The sequence below is a fragment of the Variovorax paradoxus genome, from assembly GCF_030811855.1.
In the GTDB taxonomy this organism is placed as follows: Bacteria; Pseudomonadota; Gammaproteobacteria; order Burkholderiales; family Burkholderiaceae_C; genus Variovorax; species Variovorax paradoxus_L.
Genome location: NZ_JAUSRN010000020.1, coordinates 1 through 16,408, shown reverse-complemented (window position 1 = coordinate 16,408; position 16,408 = coordinate 1). Strand labels below are relative to the sequence as shown.

General features: G+C 65.6%; 15 protein-coding genes and 1 pseudogene. 10 read left to right on the top strand and 6 right to left on the bottom strand.

The genetic code is table 11. From position 1 onward, the window contains the following. Window positions 1-15 precede the first annotated feature (15 nt). Window positions 16-480 (bottom strand): Lrp/AsnC family transcriptional regulator, encoded by a 465-nt coding sequence (locus J2X92_RS26805; protein WP_028258331.1) that lies wholly within the window; start codon window positions 478-480, stop codon window positions 16-18. 105 nt (window positions 481-585) lie between these two features. Between J2X92_RS26805 and mdeB the strand changes: the two genes are divergently transcribed. Next, entirely contained in the window at window positions 586-3,246 is a 2,661-nt protein-coding gene (gene mdeB / locus J2X92_RS26800; protein WP_307580459.1) for an alpha-ketoglutarate dehydrogenase, read from the top strand. Between the two features lie 53 nt (window positions 3,247-3,299). Here mdeB and J2X92_RS26795 read toward each other — a convergent pair whose 3' ends face one another. Beyond that, window positions 3,300-3,782, bottom strand: a complete 483-nt coding sequence (locus J2X92_RS26795) for a DUF2846 domain-containing protein (RefSeq protein WP_307580457.1) — start codon at window positions 3,780-3,782, stop codon at window positions 3,300-3,302. A 343-nt stretch (window positions 3,783-4,125) separates the two neighbouring features. Between J2X92_RS26795 and J2X92_RS26790 the strand changes: the two genes are divergently transcribed. The 9 genes and pseudogenes from J2X92_RS26790 (at window position 4,126) to J2X92_RS26750 (ending at window position 12,781) form a co-directional block, all read left to right on the top strand. Next, entirely contained in the window at window positions 4,126-4,902 is a 777-nt protein-coding gene (locus J2X92_RS26790; protein ID WP_307580455.1) for a FadR/GntR family transcriptional regulator, read from the top strand. A 141-nt stretch (window positions 4,903-5,043) separates the two neighbouring features. After that, window positions 5,044-6,372, top strand: a complete 1,329-nt coding sequence (locus J2X92_RS26785; RefSeq protein ID WP_307580453.1) for an MFS transporter — start codon at window positions 5,044-5,046, stop codon at window positions 6,370-6,372. 13 nt (window positions 6,373-6,385) lie between these two features. Next, window positions 6,386-7,312: pseudogene (gene ltnD / locus J2X92_RS26780) on the top strand (L-threonate dehydrogenase); the annotation flags it as partial. 21 nt (window positions 7,313-7,333) lie between these two features. After that, window positions 7,334-8,350: a D-erythronate dehydrogenase gene (gene denD, locus J2X92_RS26775; RefSeq protein ID WP_307580449.1), complete on the top strand. Its 1,017-nt coding sequence runs from the start codon at window positions 7,334-7,336 to the stop codon at window positions 8,348-8,350. A 3-nt stretch (window positions 8,351-8,353) separates the two neighbouring features. Next, window positions 8,354-9,625 (top strand): 3-oxo-tetronate kinase, encoded by a 1,272-nt coding sequence (gene otnK / locus J2X92_RS26770; RefSeq protein WP_307580447.1) that lies wholly within the window; start codon window positions 8,354-8,356, stop codon window positions 9,623-9,625. Continuing rightward, window positions 9,622-10,287 carry a class II aldolase/adducin family protein gene (locus J2X92_RS26765; RefSeq protein WP_307580445.1) on the top strand — a complete coding sequence of 222 codons (666 nt, stop codon included), beginning with the start codon at window positions 9,622-9,624 and terminating at the stop codon, window positions 10,285-10,287. The genes otnK and J2X92_RS26765 overlap by 4 nt, the downstream gene beginning before the upstream one ends. A gap of 18 nt (window positions 10,288-10,305) precedes the next feature. Continuing rightward, on the top strand, window positions 10,306-11,124 hold the full coding sequence (gene otnI, locus J2X92_RS26760; protein ID WP_307580443.1) for a 2-oxo-tetronate isomerase: 819 nt from the start codon (window positions 10,306-10,308) through the stop codon (window positions 11,122-11,124). Next, window positions 11,121-12,317 carry an amidohydrolase family protein gene (locus J2X92_RS26755; protein ID WP_307580441.1) on the top strand — a complete coding sequence of 399 codons (1,197 nt, stop codon included), beginning with the start codon at window positions 11,121-11,123 and terminating at the stop codon, window positions 12,315-12,317. The genes otnI and J2X92_RS26755 overlap by 4 nt, the downstream gene beginning before the upstream one ends. Then, on the top strand, window positions 12,314-12,781 hold the full coding sequence (locus J2X92_RS26750) for a RidA family protein (RefSeq protein ID WP_055807648.1): 468 nt from the start codon (window positions 12,314-12,316) through the stop codon (window positions 12,779-12,781). Before J2X92_RS26755 ends, J2X92_RS26750 begins: the two co-directional genes overlap by 4 nt. Here J2X92_RS26750 and J2X92_RS26745 read toward each other — a convergent pair. The 4 genes from J2X92_RS26745 to J2X92_RS26730 all read right to left on the bottom strand — a co-directional run bounded on the left by J2X92_RS26745 (window position 12,774) and on the right by J2X92_RS26730 (window position 16,187). Then, window positions 12,774-13,424, bottom strand: a complete 651-nt coding sequence (locus J2X92_RS26745) for a TetR family transcriptional regulator C-terminal domain-containing protein (RefSeq protein WP_307580439.1) — start codon at window positions 13,422-13,424, stop codon at window positions 12,774-12,776. The two genes, J2X92_RS26750 and J2X92_RS26745, sit on opposite strands and share 8 nt — an antisense overlap. Continuing rightward, on the bottom strand, window positions 13,421-14,392 hold the full coding sequence (locus J2X92_RS26740; RefSeq protein WP_307580437.1) for a PDR/VanB family oxidoreductase: 972 nt from the start codon (window positions 14,390-14,392) through the stop codon (window positions 13,421-13,423). Before J2X92_RS26740 ends, J2X92_RS26745 begins: the two co-directional genes overlap by 4 nt. A 20-nt stretch (window positions 14,393-14,412) precedes the next feature. Beyond that, window positions 14,413-15,003, bottom strand: a complete 591-nt coding sequence (locus tag J2X92_RS26735; protein WP_307580435.1) for an NAD(P)H-dependent oxidoreductase — start codon at window positions 15,001-15,003, stop codon at window positions 14,413-14,415. Window positions 15,004-15,158: 155 nt separating this feature from the next. Further along, window positions 15,159-16,187, bottom strand: coding sequence for an ABC transporter substrate-binding protein (locus tag J2X92_RS26730; protein ID WP_307580433.1), 1,029 nt, complete (start codon window positions 16,185-16,187; stop codon window positions 15,159-15,161). Window positions 16,188-16,408: the final 221 nt, after the last annotated feature.

The window sequence follows — 16,408 nt, the reverse complement described above, 5'->3', positions numbered from 1 at the left end:
TTGCTCCGGGAGGGCTCAGCGCGGCAGCGGCAGCGCCGTCTTGTACCTGACTTGCTTGAGCGCAAAGCTCGAGCGGATTTTTTCGATGCCCGGAATCGGCGTGAGCTGTTCCAGGATGAATTTTTCCAGCGCCGCCATGTCGGCGACGGCGATGCGGATCAGGTAGTCGCTGTCGCCCGTCATCAGGTAGCACTCCATCACCTCGTCGTGCTCGGCGATGCGCTGCTCGAAATAGGCGAGCGACTGCTTGCTTTGCGTCGTGAGGCTGATCGAGATGAACACGTTGAGCCCGAGGCCCAGCGCCTTCGCGCTCGCAAGCGCCACGTAGCGGTCGATCACACCGTTCGCCTCGAGCATCTTCACGCGCGCGAGGCATGGCGAGGGCGACAGGTGTACTCGGCGCGCCAACTCCACGTTGGAAAGCGCGCCGTCGCGCTGCAGCTCGTCGAGAATGCGCAGGTCGATGGCGTCAAGTTGCATGAAATGCCGCAAATTTTGAAATTGCCGGAATTTTATGCCGCGAGGCCCGCGTGGGATTGCCTTCGCCAGTAGCTAATTTGCCGCTTGGCGGCCTAAAGTGCTGGCATGAATGCCCCGATTTCCACCGACCAGATCCGTGCCCTGCTGATCGACACGCCGCTTTCGCACGATCCCGATCCCGCCGAAACCGCAGAGTGGCGCGATGCCTTCCTGGCGCTGGCGCAAACGCACGGCCCCCAGCGCGCACGGCAGATGCTGGTGGAGCTTGCCCGACTCGCGCGGCAGCAACGCATCGGTTGGCAGCCCGAGCTCGCGACGCCCTACGTCAACACCATTGCGGTGGAAGACCAGCCGCCGTTCCCCGGCGATCTGGCTGTCGAGGAGCGCCTGGCTTCGCTCATGCGATGGAACGCACTCGCGATGGTGGCCAAGGCCAACCAGGCGTATGGCGAACTCGGCGGCCACATCGCGAGCTATGCGAGCGCGGCCGATCTGTTCGAGACCGGCTTCAACCACTTCTTCCATGCGCGCAGTGACGCTCATCGAGGCGACTTGGTGTTCTTCCAGCCGCACAGCGCACCGGGCGTTTATGCGCGTGCCTACCTCGAAGGCCGCCTCGACGAAGAAGACCTGCAGCACTACCGCCAGGAACTGACCGCGCCCGCGTTCACCGAGGGCACCGGCGCGCGCGGACTCAGCAGCTATCCGCATCCCTACCTGATGCCGGACTTCTGGCAGTTTCCGACCGGCTCGATGGGCATCGGCCCCATCAGCTCGATCTACCACGCGCGCTTCATGCGCTATCTCACGCACCGCAACCTGCTCGACTGCGAAGGCCGAAAAGTGTGGGGTGTGTTCGGCGACGGCGAAATGGACGAGCCCGAATCGATGAGCGCCCTGACGCTGGCCGCGCGCGAGAAGCTCGACAACCTCGTGTGGGTGGTCAACTGCAACCTGCAGCGCCTGGACGGTCCGGTGCGCGGCAACGGCCGCATCATCGACGAGCTCGAGAAGCTCTTTGCCGGCGCGGGCTGGAACGTGATCAAGCTGGTCTGGGGCAGCGACTGGGACGGCCTGTTCGCGCAGGACGCGAGCGGTGCGCTGGCGCGCGTGTTCGCCGAAACCGTCGACGGCCAGATGCAGACCTTCGCGGCCAAGGACGGCCGCTTCAATCGCGACAACTTCTTCGGCCAGAACCCGGAGCTCGCGCGCCTGGCCGAAGGCATGACCGACGAGCAGATCGACCGCCTGAAGCGCGGCGGCCATGACCTCGTGAAGATTCACGCAGCCTACGCAGCCGCTGCTGCGCACAAGGGCCAGCCCACCGTGATCCTGGCCCACACCAAGAAGGGCTACGGCATGGGCAGTGCCGCGCAGGGCAAGATGACCACGCATTCGCACAAGAAGATGGGCGACGTCGACCTCATCGAATTCCGCGATCGCTTCAGCCTGCCGTTGACCGACGCGCAGGCCATTGCGATGGACTTCTATCGCCCGCCCGAAGACAGCGCCGAGATGCAGTACCTGCGCTCGCACCGCGAAGCGCTCGGCGGCGCGATGCCGCGCCGGGAGACTGCATGCGACGTGGTGCCCAAGCCCGATATCGCGAGCTACGCCCAATTCGCGACAGCGGCAGCCGGCAAGGAAATGAGCACCACCATGGCCTTCGTGCGCATGCTGGGCAACCTGATGAAAGACAAGGCCCTGGGCCCGCGCATCGTGCCCATCGTGGCCGACGAGGCGCGCACCTTCGGCATGGCCAACCTGTTCAAGCAGGTCGGCATCTATTCGAGCGTGGGTCAGCGCTATGCGCCCGAGGATATCGGCTCCGTGCTGAGCTACCGCGAAGCCACCGACGGGCAGATCCTCGAAGAAGGCATCAGTGAAGCCGGCGCCATCGCCAGCTGGACGGCCGCGGCCACGAGCTACAGCGTGCATGGCTTGGCGATGCTGCCCTTCTACATCTACTACTCGATGTTCGGCTTCCAGCGCGTGGGCGACGCCATCTGGGCCGCGGCCGACCAGCGTGCGCGCGGCTTCCTTTTGGGCGCCACCTCGGGCCGCACCACGCTCGGCGGCGAAGGCTTGCAGCACCAGGACGGCAGCAGCCATCTCGTGGCCGCGACCATTCCCAACTGCAAGGCCTACGACCCGGCCTACGCGGGCGAAATGGCGGTGATCGTCGATGCCGGCATCCGCGAAATGATGGTCGAGCAGAAAGACGTCTTCTATTACGTCACGCTCATGAACGAGAACTACGCGCAGCCCGACGTGCCGCAAGGCGCGGAGGCGGACATCCTGCGCGGCTGCTACCGCTTCGGCGTGTATGGGCCAGCCGCAGGCAAGGCAAAAACGAAGGTCACGCTCGTGGGCTCGGGCGCGATCCTCACCGAGGTCGTCAAGGCGGCGCAACTGCTGGCTGACGAAGGCATCGAGGCCGAAGTGTTCAGCGTGACCAGCTGGAGCGAACTTGCGCGCGACGGCGCGGCTTGCGAGCAGCGCGCGATCGCGGGTGAGAAGGAAGCCGGCGTGCCGTTCATCGCGCGGCAGATCGGCGCCGGCAACGGCCCCATCGTCGCCGCCACCGACTACGTGCGCGCCGTGCCGGAGAGCGTGCGCGCCTTCCTGCCCGAAGGCCGCCGCTACCTCACGCTGGGCACCGACGGATTCGGCCGCAGCGATACGCGTGCGGCGTTGCGGGCGTTCTTTGGCGTGGATGCGACGAGCATTGCGCGGGCGGCGCGGCATTCGCTGCGATTGACCTGAGTCGCGTTCGGTAGCCTAGCGAGAGAGCAGCTCGGCTACCGAACTTGCTCGAATTACTTGTCAGTTTTGATAATCGTGCCGACCTGCAGCTTCTTGACCTGGTACTTGCCTTGGACGTCGTCAATTTTGCTCACGCTATTGCGAGCCATGATGATGCCCATTGAAGGTTCTTGCTGTATGTAGATGATGTCGCCGCTGGTGGCAGTGATCTGGGTGTCAGCCCAGTTCTCCGCCTTGGAGTAAATCTTGTGAGTACCCGGGGTGACGTTGAAGTAGATGTATTGACTTGAGCGGGTGTGACCCATTTCTGAAGCGGCTTCTTGATCGTCCACGAAGACATTGAACCGAACCAGGCCACCCACTCCGGAAGGCCGAACGACATAAACGATCGCCTTGCCAGGCTCTGGCATTTTGGGGAGTTGAAAGGACGCAGTTTCAGCCTTCATGACTTCTGGCGAAGGCAGGCTGGCGCATCCGGAGAGAACTGCAAGCGCCGCTGCAAGCATGAGCGACGAAATCGAAGAATTGATTTTCATAAGAAGGTAAAAAATTGGGGAGTGATGGGTAATTGCCAACGGGGCTCCAGGTGAGAACGATTTAAGTCAAATGATGTTGCTCCTCCCAGTTGGCGTGCCTTTTTATAGTGATCGCGTGCCCCGTCATCGGGGGCACATGCGCGCGAATCGAATTTTCTCGTTACATGTGAACGCCGAAGGTCAAAATGCGAAAGGCCCACGCAGATTGAGGCGGAAAGCGCCAGATTTCTCACACCTCCGGCGTGCCGCGCTACAACACCTGTTGGCAGTGGTAGTTCTTAAGTTCCGGACATTCGCCGCACGTGCCTGCGTTAGAGTCGCAGCCCGACCGACATCCGAGCTCATGACCGCACGTTTTCAATCCGTTGCTCCAACCGTTCGCCTGGCCGACCAGGTGGCTGACGCATTGGCAGCCGAGGTTCGCAGCGGACGCCTGTCGGAGGGTGACCGCCTGCCGACCGAGGCTGCGCTGGCCGAGCAGTTCGGCGTCAGCCGCACGGTGGTGCGCGAAGCGGTTTCGCGGCTCAAGTCGCTGGGGCTGCTCGATTCACGGCAGGGCAGCGGCGTGTACGTTCGGGCCGCGGGTGTCGAGCCGCTGCGCTTCGAGATGCCGCACGTCGCATCGCGCGAAGCGGTGATCCAGATGGTCGAGTTGCGCCGGGCGCTGGAGGCCGAAGTGGCCGCGCTGGCTGCCGAACGGCGCACGCCGGAAGACGTGCAGCGCATCCGCGAGGCGATCGACTCGCTGCATGCTGCGGTGGCGGCCGGCGGCAACGGCGCGGACGAAGACGTGCGCTTTCACCGCGCCATTGCGGAGGCGGCGCGCAACCCGTTCCTTATCGGCACGCTGCAATACCTGCGGCAGTTTCTGCATGGCGCCACGCGTGTCACGCGCGCCAACGAGGCGCGCCGGGCCGACTTTGCGCGCGAGGTGGCGCAGGAGCACGCGCAGATCGTCGAGGCCATCGAGGCCGGCGATCCGCTGCGCGCCCGCGAGGCCGCCAAGTCCCACATGGACAACGCAATTCGGCGCATCGAGCAGGCCGATCCTGCCTTCTGGGAGCACGAAGGCGCGCAGCTGGCACGGACACTGGTCGAAGGCTGGCCTGCGGGCAAGTAAGCAAAAAGGAAACGAGGTGTAGCTTCCGGGTTTACCCGGGTTCGGCGACTTGCATCGGATTTGTATGATGACCTGACAAATAGAGACGGCGCGTCGCCAGAGTGATGACGCGGATCAGTATTTCATCCACCGGACCTCCCAATGACTTCAACTCTCCATGCGCCTTTGGTCGCGCCTGCAGGTACGCAGGCCGACGTCGCGCTCGAAAAGCGCGCCTACGCCAAGGTGTTCTGGCGCCTCGTTCCCTTTCTGATGCTCTGCTACGTGGTCGCCTACCTCGACCGCGTGAACGTGGGTTTTGCAAAGCTTCAGATGGGACAGGACCTGGGCTTCAGCGAAACCGTGTTCGGCCTGGGCGCGGGCATCTTCTTTCTGGGCTACTTCTTGTTCGAAGTGCCGAGCAACCTGCTGCTCAACCGCGTGGGCGCCCGTATCTGGATCGCCCGGATCATGATCACCTGGGGCGTGCTGTCGGCCTGCTTCGTGTTCGTGGAAACGTCGACCAGCTTCTACATCCTGCGCTTTTTGCTCGGCGTGGCGGAAGCGGGCTTCTATCCGGGCGTGATCCTGTACCTGACGCAGTGGTACCCGGCCCACCGGCGCGCGCGCATCATTGCGGTCTTCATGTCGGCGATTCCGGTCGCGGGCATTTTCGGCAATCCGCTTTCGGGCTGGATCATGGACAGCTTCCATGGTGTCTCGTCGATGCAGGGCTGGCAGTGGATGTTCATCATCGAAGCCATTCCGGCAATTCTGGTGGGCGTGATGGTGCTGCTTTATCTGGACAACGGCATCCAGCACGCGCGCTGGCTCGACCCGGACGAAAAGCGCCTGCTGCAGCGCGAAGTCGAGCGCGACCAGGCGCATGGCGCCAAGGGCCCGCACTCGGTGGCCGCAGTGTTCCGCGATGCGCGCGTGTGGTGGATGGCGCTGATCTACTTCGCCTTCGTCATGGGCCAATATGCACTGACCTTCTGGCTGCCCACGCTGGTCAAGGCCACGGGCGTGAAGGGCAACCTGCACATCGGTCTCTTGAGCGCGATTCCGTTCATCTGCGCCATCGTCGCGATGAACCTTTTCGGCCGCAGCGCCGACCGCCGGCAGGAGCGCCGCTGGCACCTGATCGTGCCGGCGCTCATGGGCGCCATCGGGTTCACCGTGGCCGCCTCCTACACGCAGAACACCATCGTGTCGCTCGCGTTTCTCTCGCTCGCCGCCGCCGGTGTACTCACCTGCGCGCCGCTCTTCTGGTCGCTGCCCACCGCCTTTCTTTCGGGCACGGCGGCGGCGGCCGGTATTGCGGCCATCAATTCGGTGGGTAATCTGGCGGGGTTCGCCAGTCCCTATCTGATCGGCTACCTGAAGGACCTCACGGGCAGCACGCAGATCGGCATGTACGTGCTGGCCGGCGCGCTGGTGCTCGGAGCCATCGGCGTGTGGCTCACGCCCAAGCAACTCGTCAACCGTTGATCGAAAGAAACCTGACATGACTTCCAGCACCAACACACCCGTCGTCGGCGTCGTCGGCCTCGGCGCGATGGGCGCAGGCATGGCGCAATCGCTGCGCCGCGCAGGCCATCTGCCGCGCGTATTCGACGTGCGCCCCGAAGCGGCCCAGGCCTTCGCGCGCGACGGCGGCGTGGCCTGCGACTCGCTGGCCGCGCTCGGCGCGCAAAGCGACATCGTGGTCTCCGTCGTCGTCAACGCGGCGCAGACCGAGTCGGTGCTGTTCGGCGACGGCACCACGTCGGGCTGCGCGGCATCGATGAAGCCCGGCAGCCTGTTCGTGATGTGCTCCACCGTGGACCCGAACTGGTCGATTGCGCTCGAGGCGCGCCTGGCCAAACAGGGCATCCTGTACCTCGACGCGCCAATTTCCGGCGGCGCGGCCAAGGCCGCCAGCGGTCAGATGACGATGATGACCGCCGGCACGCCCGCCGCCTATGAAAAGGCCGGCGCCGTGCTCGACGCCATGGCGGCCAAGGTTTATCGTCTCGGTGATCGCGCGGGCGCGGGCAGCAAGGTCAAGATCATCAACCAGCTGCTGGCCGGTGTGCACATTGCCGCGGCGGCCGAGGCCATGGCGCTCGGCCTGCGCGAGGGCGTGGATGCGGCCGCGCTGTACGAGGTGATCACACACAGCGCGGGCAACAGCTGGATGTTCGAGAACCGCATGGCGCATGTGCTGGCGGGCGACTACACGCCGCTCTCGGCCGTCGACATCTTCGTGAAGGACCTGGGCCTGGTGCTCGACGTGGCGCGCGCCAGCAAGTTTCCGCTGCCGCTCTCGTCCACCGCGCACCAGATGTTCATGCAGGCGTCCACGGCCGGCTTTGCGCGCGAGGACGACAGCGCGGTCATCAAGATTTTTCCCGGCATCGAACTGCCGGCTGCCGACAAGAAAGCCTGAAGAAGAAGGAAGACGAGCACCATGAACATTCTCATCACCGGCGGCTGCGGTTTCGTCGGAGCGCGGCTCGCGCGCACGCTGCTCGCAGGCGGCCCGCTGGCACTGGCCGGCGGCAAGGCCGAACCCGTCTCGCGCGTCACGCTGGCCGACCGCGCGCCGCCCCCCGCCGATCTGGCCGTCGATGGCCGCGTTCAGTTTCTGCAGGGCGATCTGTACGAGCAGGCCGCGAGCGGCGCACTGCCGCTGGCCGACACCCACGCGGTGTTCCATCTCGCTGCCGCAGTGAGCGGCGAGTGCGAAGCCGACTTCGATCTCGGCATGCGCAGCAATCTCGACACCACGCGCGCGCTGCTCGAAGCCTGCCGCCGCGCGGGCCATGCGCCGGTCTTCGTGTTCTCCAGCTCCGTCGCCGTCTTCGGCGATTCGCCCGAGCAGCGGCTTCCGGCGGTGATCGAGGACACCACGCTGCCGACGCCGCAGAACAGCTACGGCATTCAGAAGTTCATCGGCGAGCAATTGGTGGCCGACTTCACGCGCAAGGGCTTCGTGCAGGGCCGCAACGTGCGGCTCATGACGGTCTCGGTGCGGCCGGGCCGGCCCAACGGCGCGGCCTCCAGCTTCTTGAGCGGCATGCTGCGCGAGCCGCTGGCCGGCGAACGTGCGCGCTGCCCCGTGCCGCCCGAGACCGCGGTCGCCCTCGCATCGCCTGGCAACACCGTTGCCGGCATCCTCCGCGCGGCCACCGCCAGTGCCGCCGAATGGGGTGCACGCACCGCCATCAACCTGCCCGCGCTGACCACCACCGTGCGCGAAATGGCAGAGGCGCTCGAACGCATCGCGGGCAAAGAGGCTGCGGGGCTGATCGACTGGGAGCCCGATGCGGCCATCGCCAAGATCGTGACCAGCTGGCCCAGCCGTATTCATGCGGCGCGCGCCGAGGCACTGGGCCTGAAGGCGGACGTGAGCTTCGATGCCATCCTGCGCGGCTACGTGCGCGAGAATCCAGAAGCGGTCAAGCTGCCCGTGGCGCAGGACTGAACCATGGCGAAACTATTGCTAGGCTGCATTGCCGACGATTTCACCGGCGCCACCGACCTTGCCAACAACCTCGTGCGCGCGGGCATGCGCGTGGTGCAGGCCATCGGCGTACCCGCCACGCCGCTCGATGCGAACGTCGATGCCGTGGTGGTCGCACTCAAGTCGCGCACCATCGCGCCGGCCGAGGCTATCGCGCGGTCCCTCGACGCGCTGCGCTGGCTGCAGGCGCAAGGCGCGCAGCAGATCTACTTCAAGTACTGCTCCACCTTCGACAGCACGCCAGAGGGCAACATCGGCCCCGTGACCGAAGCGCTGATGGAGGCGCTGGGCTGCGAATTCACCATCGCCACGCCGGCCTTCCCTGATAACAAGCGCACCGTGTTCAAGGGCTATCTGTTCGCAGGCGACGTGTTGCTCAATGAGAGCGGCATGCAGAACCATCCGCTCACGCCGATGACCGACCCGAACCTCGTTCGCGTGCTGCAGGCGCAGTGCCAGCGCAAGGTCGGGCTCATCGACCATGCGGTGGTGGCACGCGGCGCGGCGGCCATTTCGGAGCGAATCGAACAGCTGAAAAGCGAGGGCGTGTCGATCGCCATCGTCGACGCAGTATCGAACGACGATCTGCTGCGCCTTGGCCCGGCGATTGCGAAGATGCCGCTGCTCACGGCCGGCTCGGGTGTGGCCATTGGCTTGCCGGCCAACTTCGGTTTGGCGCCCTCGTCGCAGGCCAGTGCGCTGCCCCCAGCAGGCGGATTGCGCGCTGTGGTCTCGGGCAGCTGCTCGCTCGCCACCAACCGGCAGGTGCTGGACTTCATCCAGCGCGGCGGCGCGGCGCTGGCCATCGATCCACTGCGCATTGCCGCGGGTGTCGACGTCGTGGCCGAGACCCTGGCCTGGGCTGCGCCGCTCGTCGCGAAGCAGCCGGTGCTGGTCTATTCCACGGCCGAGGCCGGTGCCATCAAGTCGGTGCAGAGCAGGCTCGGCGTCGAGAAGGCCGGCGCCATGGTGGAGCGCACCATCGCCGCTATTGCGCGCGGCCTGGTCGAGCTGGGTGTGCGCCAGCTTGTTGTGGCGGGCGGCGAAACCTCCGGTGCTTGCGTGCAGGCGCTGGGCATTGCGCAGATGCAGATCGGTCCGCAGATCGACCCCGGCGTGCCGTGGTGCCATGCGCGCACCGACGTGGCAGAAGGCACGCCCGTGCACATCGCGCTGAAGTCCGGCAACTTTGGGGGGGACGATTTCTTCACCAAGGCATTTACAGTGCTGGCATGACCGAGAACAAAGCCCGCGAAGAAATCTGCCGCGTAGGCCGCAGCCTGTTCGAACGCGGCTACGTGCATGCGACCGCCGGCAACATCAGCGTTCGGCTCGATGATGGTTTCCTCATCACGCCGACCGACGCCTGCCTCGGCTTTCTCGACCCGGCCCGCCTGGCCAGGCTCGACACGCAAGGCAACCAGACCGGCGGCGACCGCGCGAGCAAGACCATCGCCCTGCACACGCGCATCTACGCAGCCGCGCGCCGCTTCGATGCGAACACGGCCTGCGTCATCCACACGCACAGCACGCATTGCGTCGCGCTCACGCTGAACGCACCGGGCGACGAACTGCTGCCCGCGCTCACGCCGTATTTCGTGATGAAGGTCGGCCACGTGCCACTCATTCCGTACCACCGCCCGGGCGCGCCCGAAGCGGCAGAGCTGGTGGCTCAGGCCATCGAGCGCCACGGTGCGGCCGGCACGCCGATCCGCGCCGTGATGCTCGAACGACTTGGCCCCAACGTCTGGCACGAGAGCCCGGCCGCCGCCATAGCCGTGCTCGAGGAACTCGAAGAAACCGCCAAGCTACATCTGCTCACCGGCCCCGCCAAAATCGAGCCCTTGAGCAACGAACAGATCGATGAACTGCGTCGCACTTTCGGTGCGCGCTGGTAGCAAGAGTAAAAACACACCATGCCTCAATTCGCCGCCAACCTCTCGATGCTCTATCCGGAGCTCGATTTCCTCGACCGCTTCGAAGCCGCCGCGAAAGACGGCTTCAAGGCCGTCGAATATCTTTTTCCCTACCCCTACGAGCGTCGCCAGCTTGCGGCCCGCCTGAAAGACAACGGCCTGCAGCAGGTGCTCTTCAACGCCCCTCCGGGCAATTGGGAAGGCGGCGAGCGCGGCCTCGCGTGCCTGCCGGGCCGGGACGCCGAGTTCCGCGAAGGCATCGCCACGGCCATCGACTATGCGGTGGCGCTCGACTGTCCGCGCATCCACGTCATGGCGGGCCTGGTGCCGGAAGGTGTGGAGCGCGAGGCCGTGCAGCCCGTGTACGTCGACAACCTGCGCTGGGCCGCCGCCGAGGCCGCCAAGGCCGGCCGCGACGTGCTGATCGAGCCCATCAACACGCGCGACATTCCGCGCTTCTTCCTCAACCGCCAAGACCATGCGCACGAGATCGTCGACATGGTGGGCGCGCCCAATCTCAAGGTGCAGATGGACCTGTACCACTGCCAGATCGTCGAGGGCGACGTGGCGATGAAGATCCGCAAGTACCTTCCCTCCGGCCGCGTCGGCCACATCCAGATTGCCGGCGTGCCCGAGCGCCACGAGCCCGACATCGGCGAGCAGAACTACCCCTACCTGTTCGATCTGATCGACGAGGTGTCGGCGCAGTGCGGCTGGCAGGGCTGGGTCGGCTGCGAGTACCGGCCCAAGCGCGGCATGGAACCCGGCGGTACTTCGGCCGGCCTTGGTTGGCTGCGGGCGTTGCAACAGCGCGCATGAAGCTCGAGGCGCTGCGCATTCCTCCGCGGCTGCGAGGTTTTGCCGCGGCCGATGCGCAGGTCTTCGACGTCACGCTGGCCGGCGATCGCGTGCAGGCCATCGTGCCGAGCGCATCGCAGGCGCAGGCGCGCGGCACTCTGCTGAGTGCGCTGGTCGAGGCGCATGCGCACATCGACAAGAACTACACCGTCGAGGAAGTCGGCGCCGCCCAGGGCAACCTGTTCGCGGCCATCGAACGCATGGAGAAGCATCGCGCGGGCTGGACCGGTGAAACGCTGCGCCCGCGCATGGAGCGTGCGCTCAACGAGGCCTGGCAGTCGGGCACTCGCGCGCTGCGCACGCACATCGACTGGGTGCAGGGCGACCCACCGGCCGCGCTGGCCGTGCTCGAGGCCTTGCGGCATGAGTGGCGCGGCCGCATCGAGTTGCAGTTCGTCTCGCTCACCCCGCTGGACCTGTTCGCGGACCTCGCCGCTGGCGAGCGCATCGCGCGCGAGGTCAAGCGGGCGGGCGGCACTCTTGGTGCCTTCGTCTATCGCAACGAGGGTCTCGTGCACAAGCTGGGCCGCGTGTTCGACCTGGCGCAGGACCACGACCTCGGGCTCGACTTTCATGTCGACGAGGGGCTCGATGCCGATGCGAGCGGCCTGCGCAGCATCGCGCAGCTGATGCGTGCGCGCGAATTCCGGCACGGCGTGGTCTGCGGCCATTGCTGCTCCCTGGCCATGCAGGACGACGCCGTTGCCAACGAAACGCTGGCGCTGTGTGCCGGTGCGGGCCTTCACATCGTCGCGCTGCCGACTACCAATCTCTATCTTCAGGGCGCCTGGGACCGCACGCCCGTGCCGCGCGGCATCACGCGAATTCGTGAAGCGGCGGCACGAGGCTTGCGTGCGAGCTTGGCAACGGACAACGTGCAAGACGCCTTCTATCCCTATGGCAGCTACGACCTTCTGGAAACCTTCGGGCTCGGCGTGCAGATGGCGCATCTCGCGCCCGCAGACGAGTGGCTTGATGCCATCACCGTCAGTCCCGCGAAGGCGCTGGGGCTCGCGTGGGACGGGCGCATTGCACCGGGCTGTCCCGCCGACCTGGTGCTGCTTGCGGCCACCGGCGAGCATGAACTCATCGGGCCGCGCGGGCGCCAGCGCACCGTGATCCGTGGCGGTCGAATCCTGGAGCAAACACAATGAGTATGGGCAAGCCAATGGCCAACTACGCCGCCGCCAAGCGCGTGGGCGATTTCGTCTTCATGAGCGGCGTGGTGGCGGTCGATCCGGCCACGCGCCGCGCAGTGGCTGGCTACGACGCCATTCCGGAGGAAGCCCGCACGGCCCTGCAGGGCGTGGGCTATGCCACGGGCCAGATGTCGGTCGACATCTTCGAGGCACCCATCGTGGCGCAGAGCTGGTTCGTGCTCGAGCGCATCCGCCAGATCGCGGCCGAGCATGGCGGCACCATGGAGGACGTGGTCAAGCTGGTGCAGTACTTTCGCCACCTGCCGCACTATGCGTTCTACAACCGCGTGCGCGGGCTGTTCTATCCGGGCGAGCCGCCGGTCAGCACGGTGGTCGAGGTGTCGCGCTTCCTGCCGGGCGACGAGGTGCTGGTGGAAGTGGAAGCCACCATGTACCTGCCGCAGCACCGACCTATTTAACCCCTGCGCCCTTGAGCAGGAACCCGGTCACCTGCTCGACCAGGTAGCGCCGGTCCTTGTCGTCGCCCTGCTGGGCCACGTTGCGGAAGTACGCGGCCTGCGTGGCGTGGTCGGCATAGAACTGTGTCACCGCCCAGATGTGGAACAGCACCAGCATCGGGTCGGCCTTGTCCATCAGGCCCTGGTCCATCCAGTTCTGGATCACGGCGGCCGCCTGGTCGGTGTGCTGCTTGCTCGTGTCCATCATTGTGTTGAGCACCGGCGCGCCGCGCATCGTCTCGGCGGTGAAGATGCGCGAGCGCAAGGGGTGCTCGAACGAGAACACCATCTTGCGGCGGATCAAATCGCCCAGCACCTTGCGCGGACCAAAGGCTTCGTCGGCAAAGCCGAACACCACGATCCAGTCGTCGAGGATGTCCTGCAGGATCTGCCGGTAGAGCGCTTCCTTGCTCTCGATGTAGTAGTGCAGCTGCGCCTTCGAAAGCCCGGCCTTGTCGGCAATGGCTTGCGTCGAAGCGCCAGCCAGTCCCTCGCTTGCGAACACCTCGATGGCGGCCTGGTTGATGAGGCCGAGCACCTGGGTGTACTTGCGCGAACGCCCGCGCGTGGGGGGCGCCTCGCCGTCGCTTTCTTCGGTGCTCACAACTGCAGCACCAGTTCCTGGCCTTTGGCGCGCGAGCAGCACAGGGCCACTCGCGTGCGCCGCTCGCTGCCCGTGAGACAGAAGTCGCGGTGCTCCGCGCCTTCGCCGTCGCCATCGACCACGCAGGTGCCGCACAGGCCCTGTTGGCATGACACTGGAATGTCGATGCCGACTTCATGCAGCGCGTCGACGGCGGTCTGGTCGGCCGCCACCGGCACGCTGATGCCGCGCTGCAAAAGCTTCAGCGTGAAGGGCAGGCCGGTGGTGGTATTGGCGTTCGTCGGCGCGGCGAAGTATTCGGCATGCAGCGCGTCATCGGGCCAGTGCGCGGCGGCATCGCGCACGGCTTGCATGAACCCGCCAGGGCCGCAGACGTACAAGTGCGTGTCGGGCGTGCGGTCTGCGAGCAGTGCGTGCAAATCGATGCGCTGAGAGGCATCGCCCTGGTCGAGGTGCAGCCGCAGGTGCGGCGCCAGCGCGGGGTCGCGCAGCGCATCGGCAAAGGCAAGGTGTTCTTCACTGCGCGCGAACACGCAGAGCGTGAAATCCGCGCCGCGCGCCGCAAGCGCCTGCGCCATCGCCAGCAGCGGCGTCATACCGATGCCGCCTGCCAGCAGCAGGTGGTGATTCGCTTCCTCGCGCAACGGAAAGGTGTTGCGCGGCGCGCTGATCGCGAGCAGGTCGCCTTCGCGCACGCGCTCGTGCATCGAGGCCGAGCCGCCGCGGCTCGCGGCCTCCCGCTTCACCCCGATCACATAAGACGCGGCGTTCGACAGTGCACCCGCAGGCCATCGTGCCAGCGAGTATTGGCGCGAAAAGCCCCCGGGCATGTGCACGTCGATGTGCGCGCCGGCTTCGTAGCCGGGCAGCGCGCGGCCCCACGGATGCGTCAGCTCGAAGGCGAGGATTTCCGGCGTCTGGCGCGAGATGCGTTCGACGCGGACGGTCAGCGTGCGTTCGAGGCTCATAGTGTGTCGTGTCTCCGGGGCTAGATGCTCTGCAGCTTGCGCGAAACGCGTTCGATGAAATGGGTGCGGTCGCGTTCGGTCACGGCATTCATGTCGTGCAGCTGCAGCCACGTCACCTTGCAGCGCCACGCAAACAGGGCCCGCAGTGCGCGCGTGAAGAGCCGCCGGCCCGGGTCGCCGATCATCATCACGAACCAGCGCGGCGAGCCGCCCGTGGTCACCACCGTCAGCCGCCGGATGTGCCGCATGCCCGACTTCGCGAGCTGCCCCTTGCGCTCGGCCGGCAGGAAGGCCACGCCTGGCAGCCACACGCGTTCGAGCCAGCCCTTGAGCATGGACGGCGGGCCATGGAACCAGGTGGGATATACGAATACCAGGTGCTCGGCCCACAGCAGCGCGTCGACGTGCGGCTTCACGCGTTCGCGGATCAATTCGGGGTTCTCGAGATAGGCGATGCGCTCTTCGCGCGTCAGCGTCGGATCGAAGCCCTCGGCATACAGGTCGATGGCCTTGACGGGGTGCCGCGGCTCGAGCGCTTCGAGGGCCGTGCGGTAGAGCGCGTGGTTGAAGCTGTCAGGGTTCGGGTGGCAGTGGACGACGAGCGTTTTCATGAAAGAGGGCCGCATCGCCTGTCGGCGAGACGGGGTCAGAGCCCAAGAAGAGAAAAGTCGCGCGGTGCCTTATGGCAACCCAGGCACCGGCATCTGACCCCGGCGCAAGCCCCGCGCGACCCACGGGAAAAACGGTGAAGCTCTCGCCTGCTTGCTTACTTTGCAGCGAGCTTCTTGCGGACGTCGACACCGACGCCCTTGTTGACGAATTGCGTGGTCACGACCTTGGAGAGATCGATCTCGCCGGGCTTGTACAGACCGGCCTTCACCATCTTGTCGTAGAAGTCCTTCACGCGGGCTTCGTCCATGGCGCCGATGCCCTTGGTGAGCGAGTCGCCGCTGTCGACGATGCCCATCTTCTTCATCAGTTCGATGGAGCCGAGCGATGCGGCGACCGGCGAATCGGGGTTGATCTTGGCGATCATCTCGTTGGCGGCCTTGTTGTCGCCGTAGAGATAATTGTTCCAGCCGATGATCGAAGCTTCGACGAACTTGCGCACCGTCTCGGGCTTGGTCTTGACCAGGTCGGCGCGCGTCTCGATGGTGGTCGAGTAGGTCGAAAACCCGTTGTCGGCCAGCAGTTGCACTACCGGGTCGAAGCCGGCCTGCGCCTTGATCGAGAGCGGCTCCGAGATGGCGTACCCCTGTTGAATGGACTTCTTGTCGGCGAGGAATGGGCCCACGTTGAACGTGTAGGGCTTGAGCTGCGAATCCTTGAAGCCGTGCTCCGACTTCATCCACTGCCAGAAGCTGAACTGGCCGTCCTTGCCGATGAATGCGACGGGCGCCTTGGCCATGTCCTTGAAGGAGTCGTAGCCCTGGCCCGGATGCGCGAACATGGCCTGCGGGTCTTTCTGGAAGAAGGCTGCCACCACCACCGTGGGCACGCCGTTCTTCACGTTGTCGAAAGACTGCAGCAGGTTACCGGTCATCAGAAAGTCGACCTTGCCGGCCGGCAGCATCGGCCGGTTGTTGACCATCGGGCCGCCCTGCTGAATGTCGACGTCCAGGCCATACTTCTTGTAGGTGCCGTCCACCAGCGCCTGGTAGAAGCCGCCGTGTCCGGCTTGCGCTTTCCAGTTGGTGGCGAATACCACTTTTTCCTGCGCCTGTGCAGCGAAGGCGGCGGCCGCGAGGGCAAGGCCGAGAGCAAGCGGACGGATTGTCAGAGCGGGAACGCGCATGGCAGTGGACTCCTGAGTTGAATGCTGCGAAGGATTTTCATGTCACCGTCGATCATGTGATGGAACGGACTTTTTGAGGGCGTGTTTTTGGGGAGCTGTTGTTCTTGACGCTGCTGTTCAGGGCTTGTGCAAAGGCCACCGGGTACTCCCCTCCGCGAATGTCCCCCGGCTTCGCCTCCTCCTTTATTTCGCTGCGGGGAGCACCCGGCGCCCTGTGCACA

Excerpts from the sequence above, each read along its gene's own strand:
- J2X92_RS26805 (WP_028258331.1), bottom strand. The coding sequence starts at position 480 with ATGCAACTTGACGCCATCGACCTGCGCATTCTCGACGAGCTGCAGCGC.
- mdeB (WP_307580459.1), top strand. The coding sequence starts at position 586 with ATGAATGCCCCGATTTCCACCGACCAGATCCGTGCCCTGCTGATCGAC.
- J2X92_RS26795 (WP_307580457.1), bottom strand. The coding sequence starts at position 3,782 with ATGAAAATCAATTCTTCGATTTCGTCGCTCATGCTTGCAGCGGCGCTT.
- J2X92_RS26790 (WP_307580455.1), top strand. The coding sequence starts at position 4,126 with ATGACCGCACGTTTTCAATCCGTTGCTCCAACCGTTCGCCTGGCCGAC.
- J2X92_RS26785 (WP_307580453.1), top strand. The coding sequence starts at position 5,044 with ATGACTTCAACTCTCCATGCGCCTTTGGTCGCGCCTGCAGGTACGCAG.
- denD (WP_307580449.1), top strand. The coding sequence starts at position 7,334 with ATGAACATTCTCATCACCGGCGGCTGCGGTTTCGTCGGAGCGCGGCTC.
- otnK (WP_307580447.1), top strand. The coding sequence starts at position 8,354 with ATGGCGAAACTATTGCTAGGCTGCATTGCCGACGATTTCACCGGCGCC.
- J2X92_RS26765 (WP_307580445.1), top strand. The coding sequence starts at position 9,622 with ATGACCGAGAACAAAGCCCGCGAAGAAATCTGCCGCGTAGGCCGCAGC.
- otnI (WP_307580443.1), top strand. The coding sequence starts at position 10,306 with ATGCCTCAATTCGCCGCCAACCTCTCGATGCTCTATCCGGAGCTCGAT.
- J2X92_RS26755 (WP_307580441.1), top strand. The coding sequence starts at position 11,121 with ATGAAGCTCGAGGCGCTGCGCATTCCTCCGCGGCTGCGAGGTTTTGCC.
- J2X92_RS26750 (WP_055807648.1), top strand. The coding sequence starts at position 12,314 with ATGAGTATGGGCAAGCCAATGGCCAACTACGCCGCCGCCAAGCGCGTG.
- J2X92_RS26740 (WP_307580437.1), bottom strand. The coding sequence starts at position 14,392 with ATGAGCCTCGAACGCACGCTGACCGTCCGCGTCGAACGCATCTCGCGC.
- J2X92_RS26735 (WP_307580435.1), bottom strand. The coding sequence starts at position 15,003 with ATGAAAACGCTCGTCGTCCACTGCCACCCGAACCCTGACAGCTTCAAC.
- J2X92_RS26730 (WP_307580433.1), bottom strand. The coding sequence starts at position 16,187 with ATGCGCGTTCCCGCTCTGACAATCCGTCCGCTTGCTCTCGGCCTTGCC.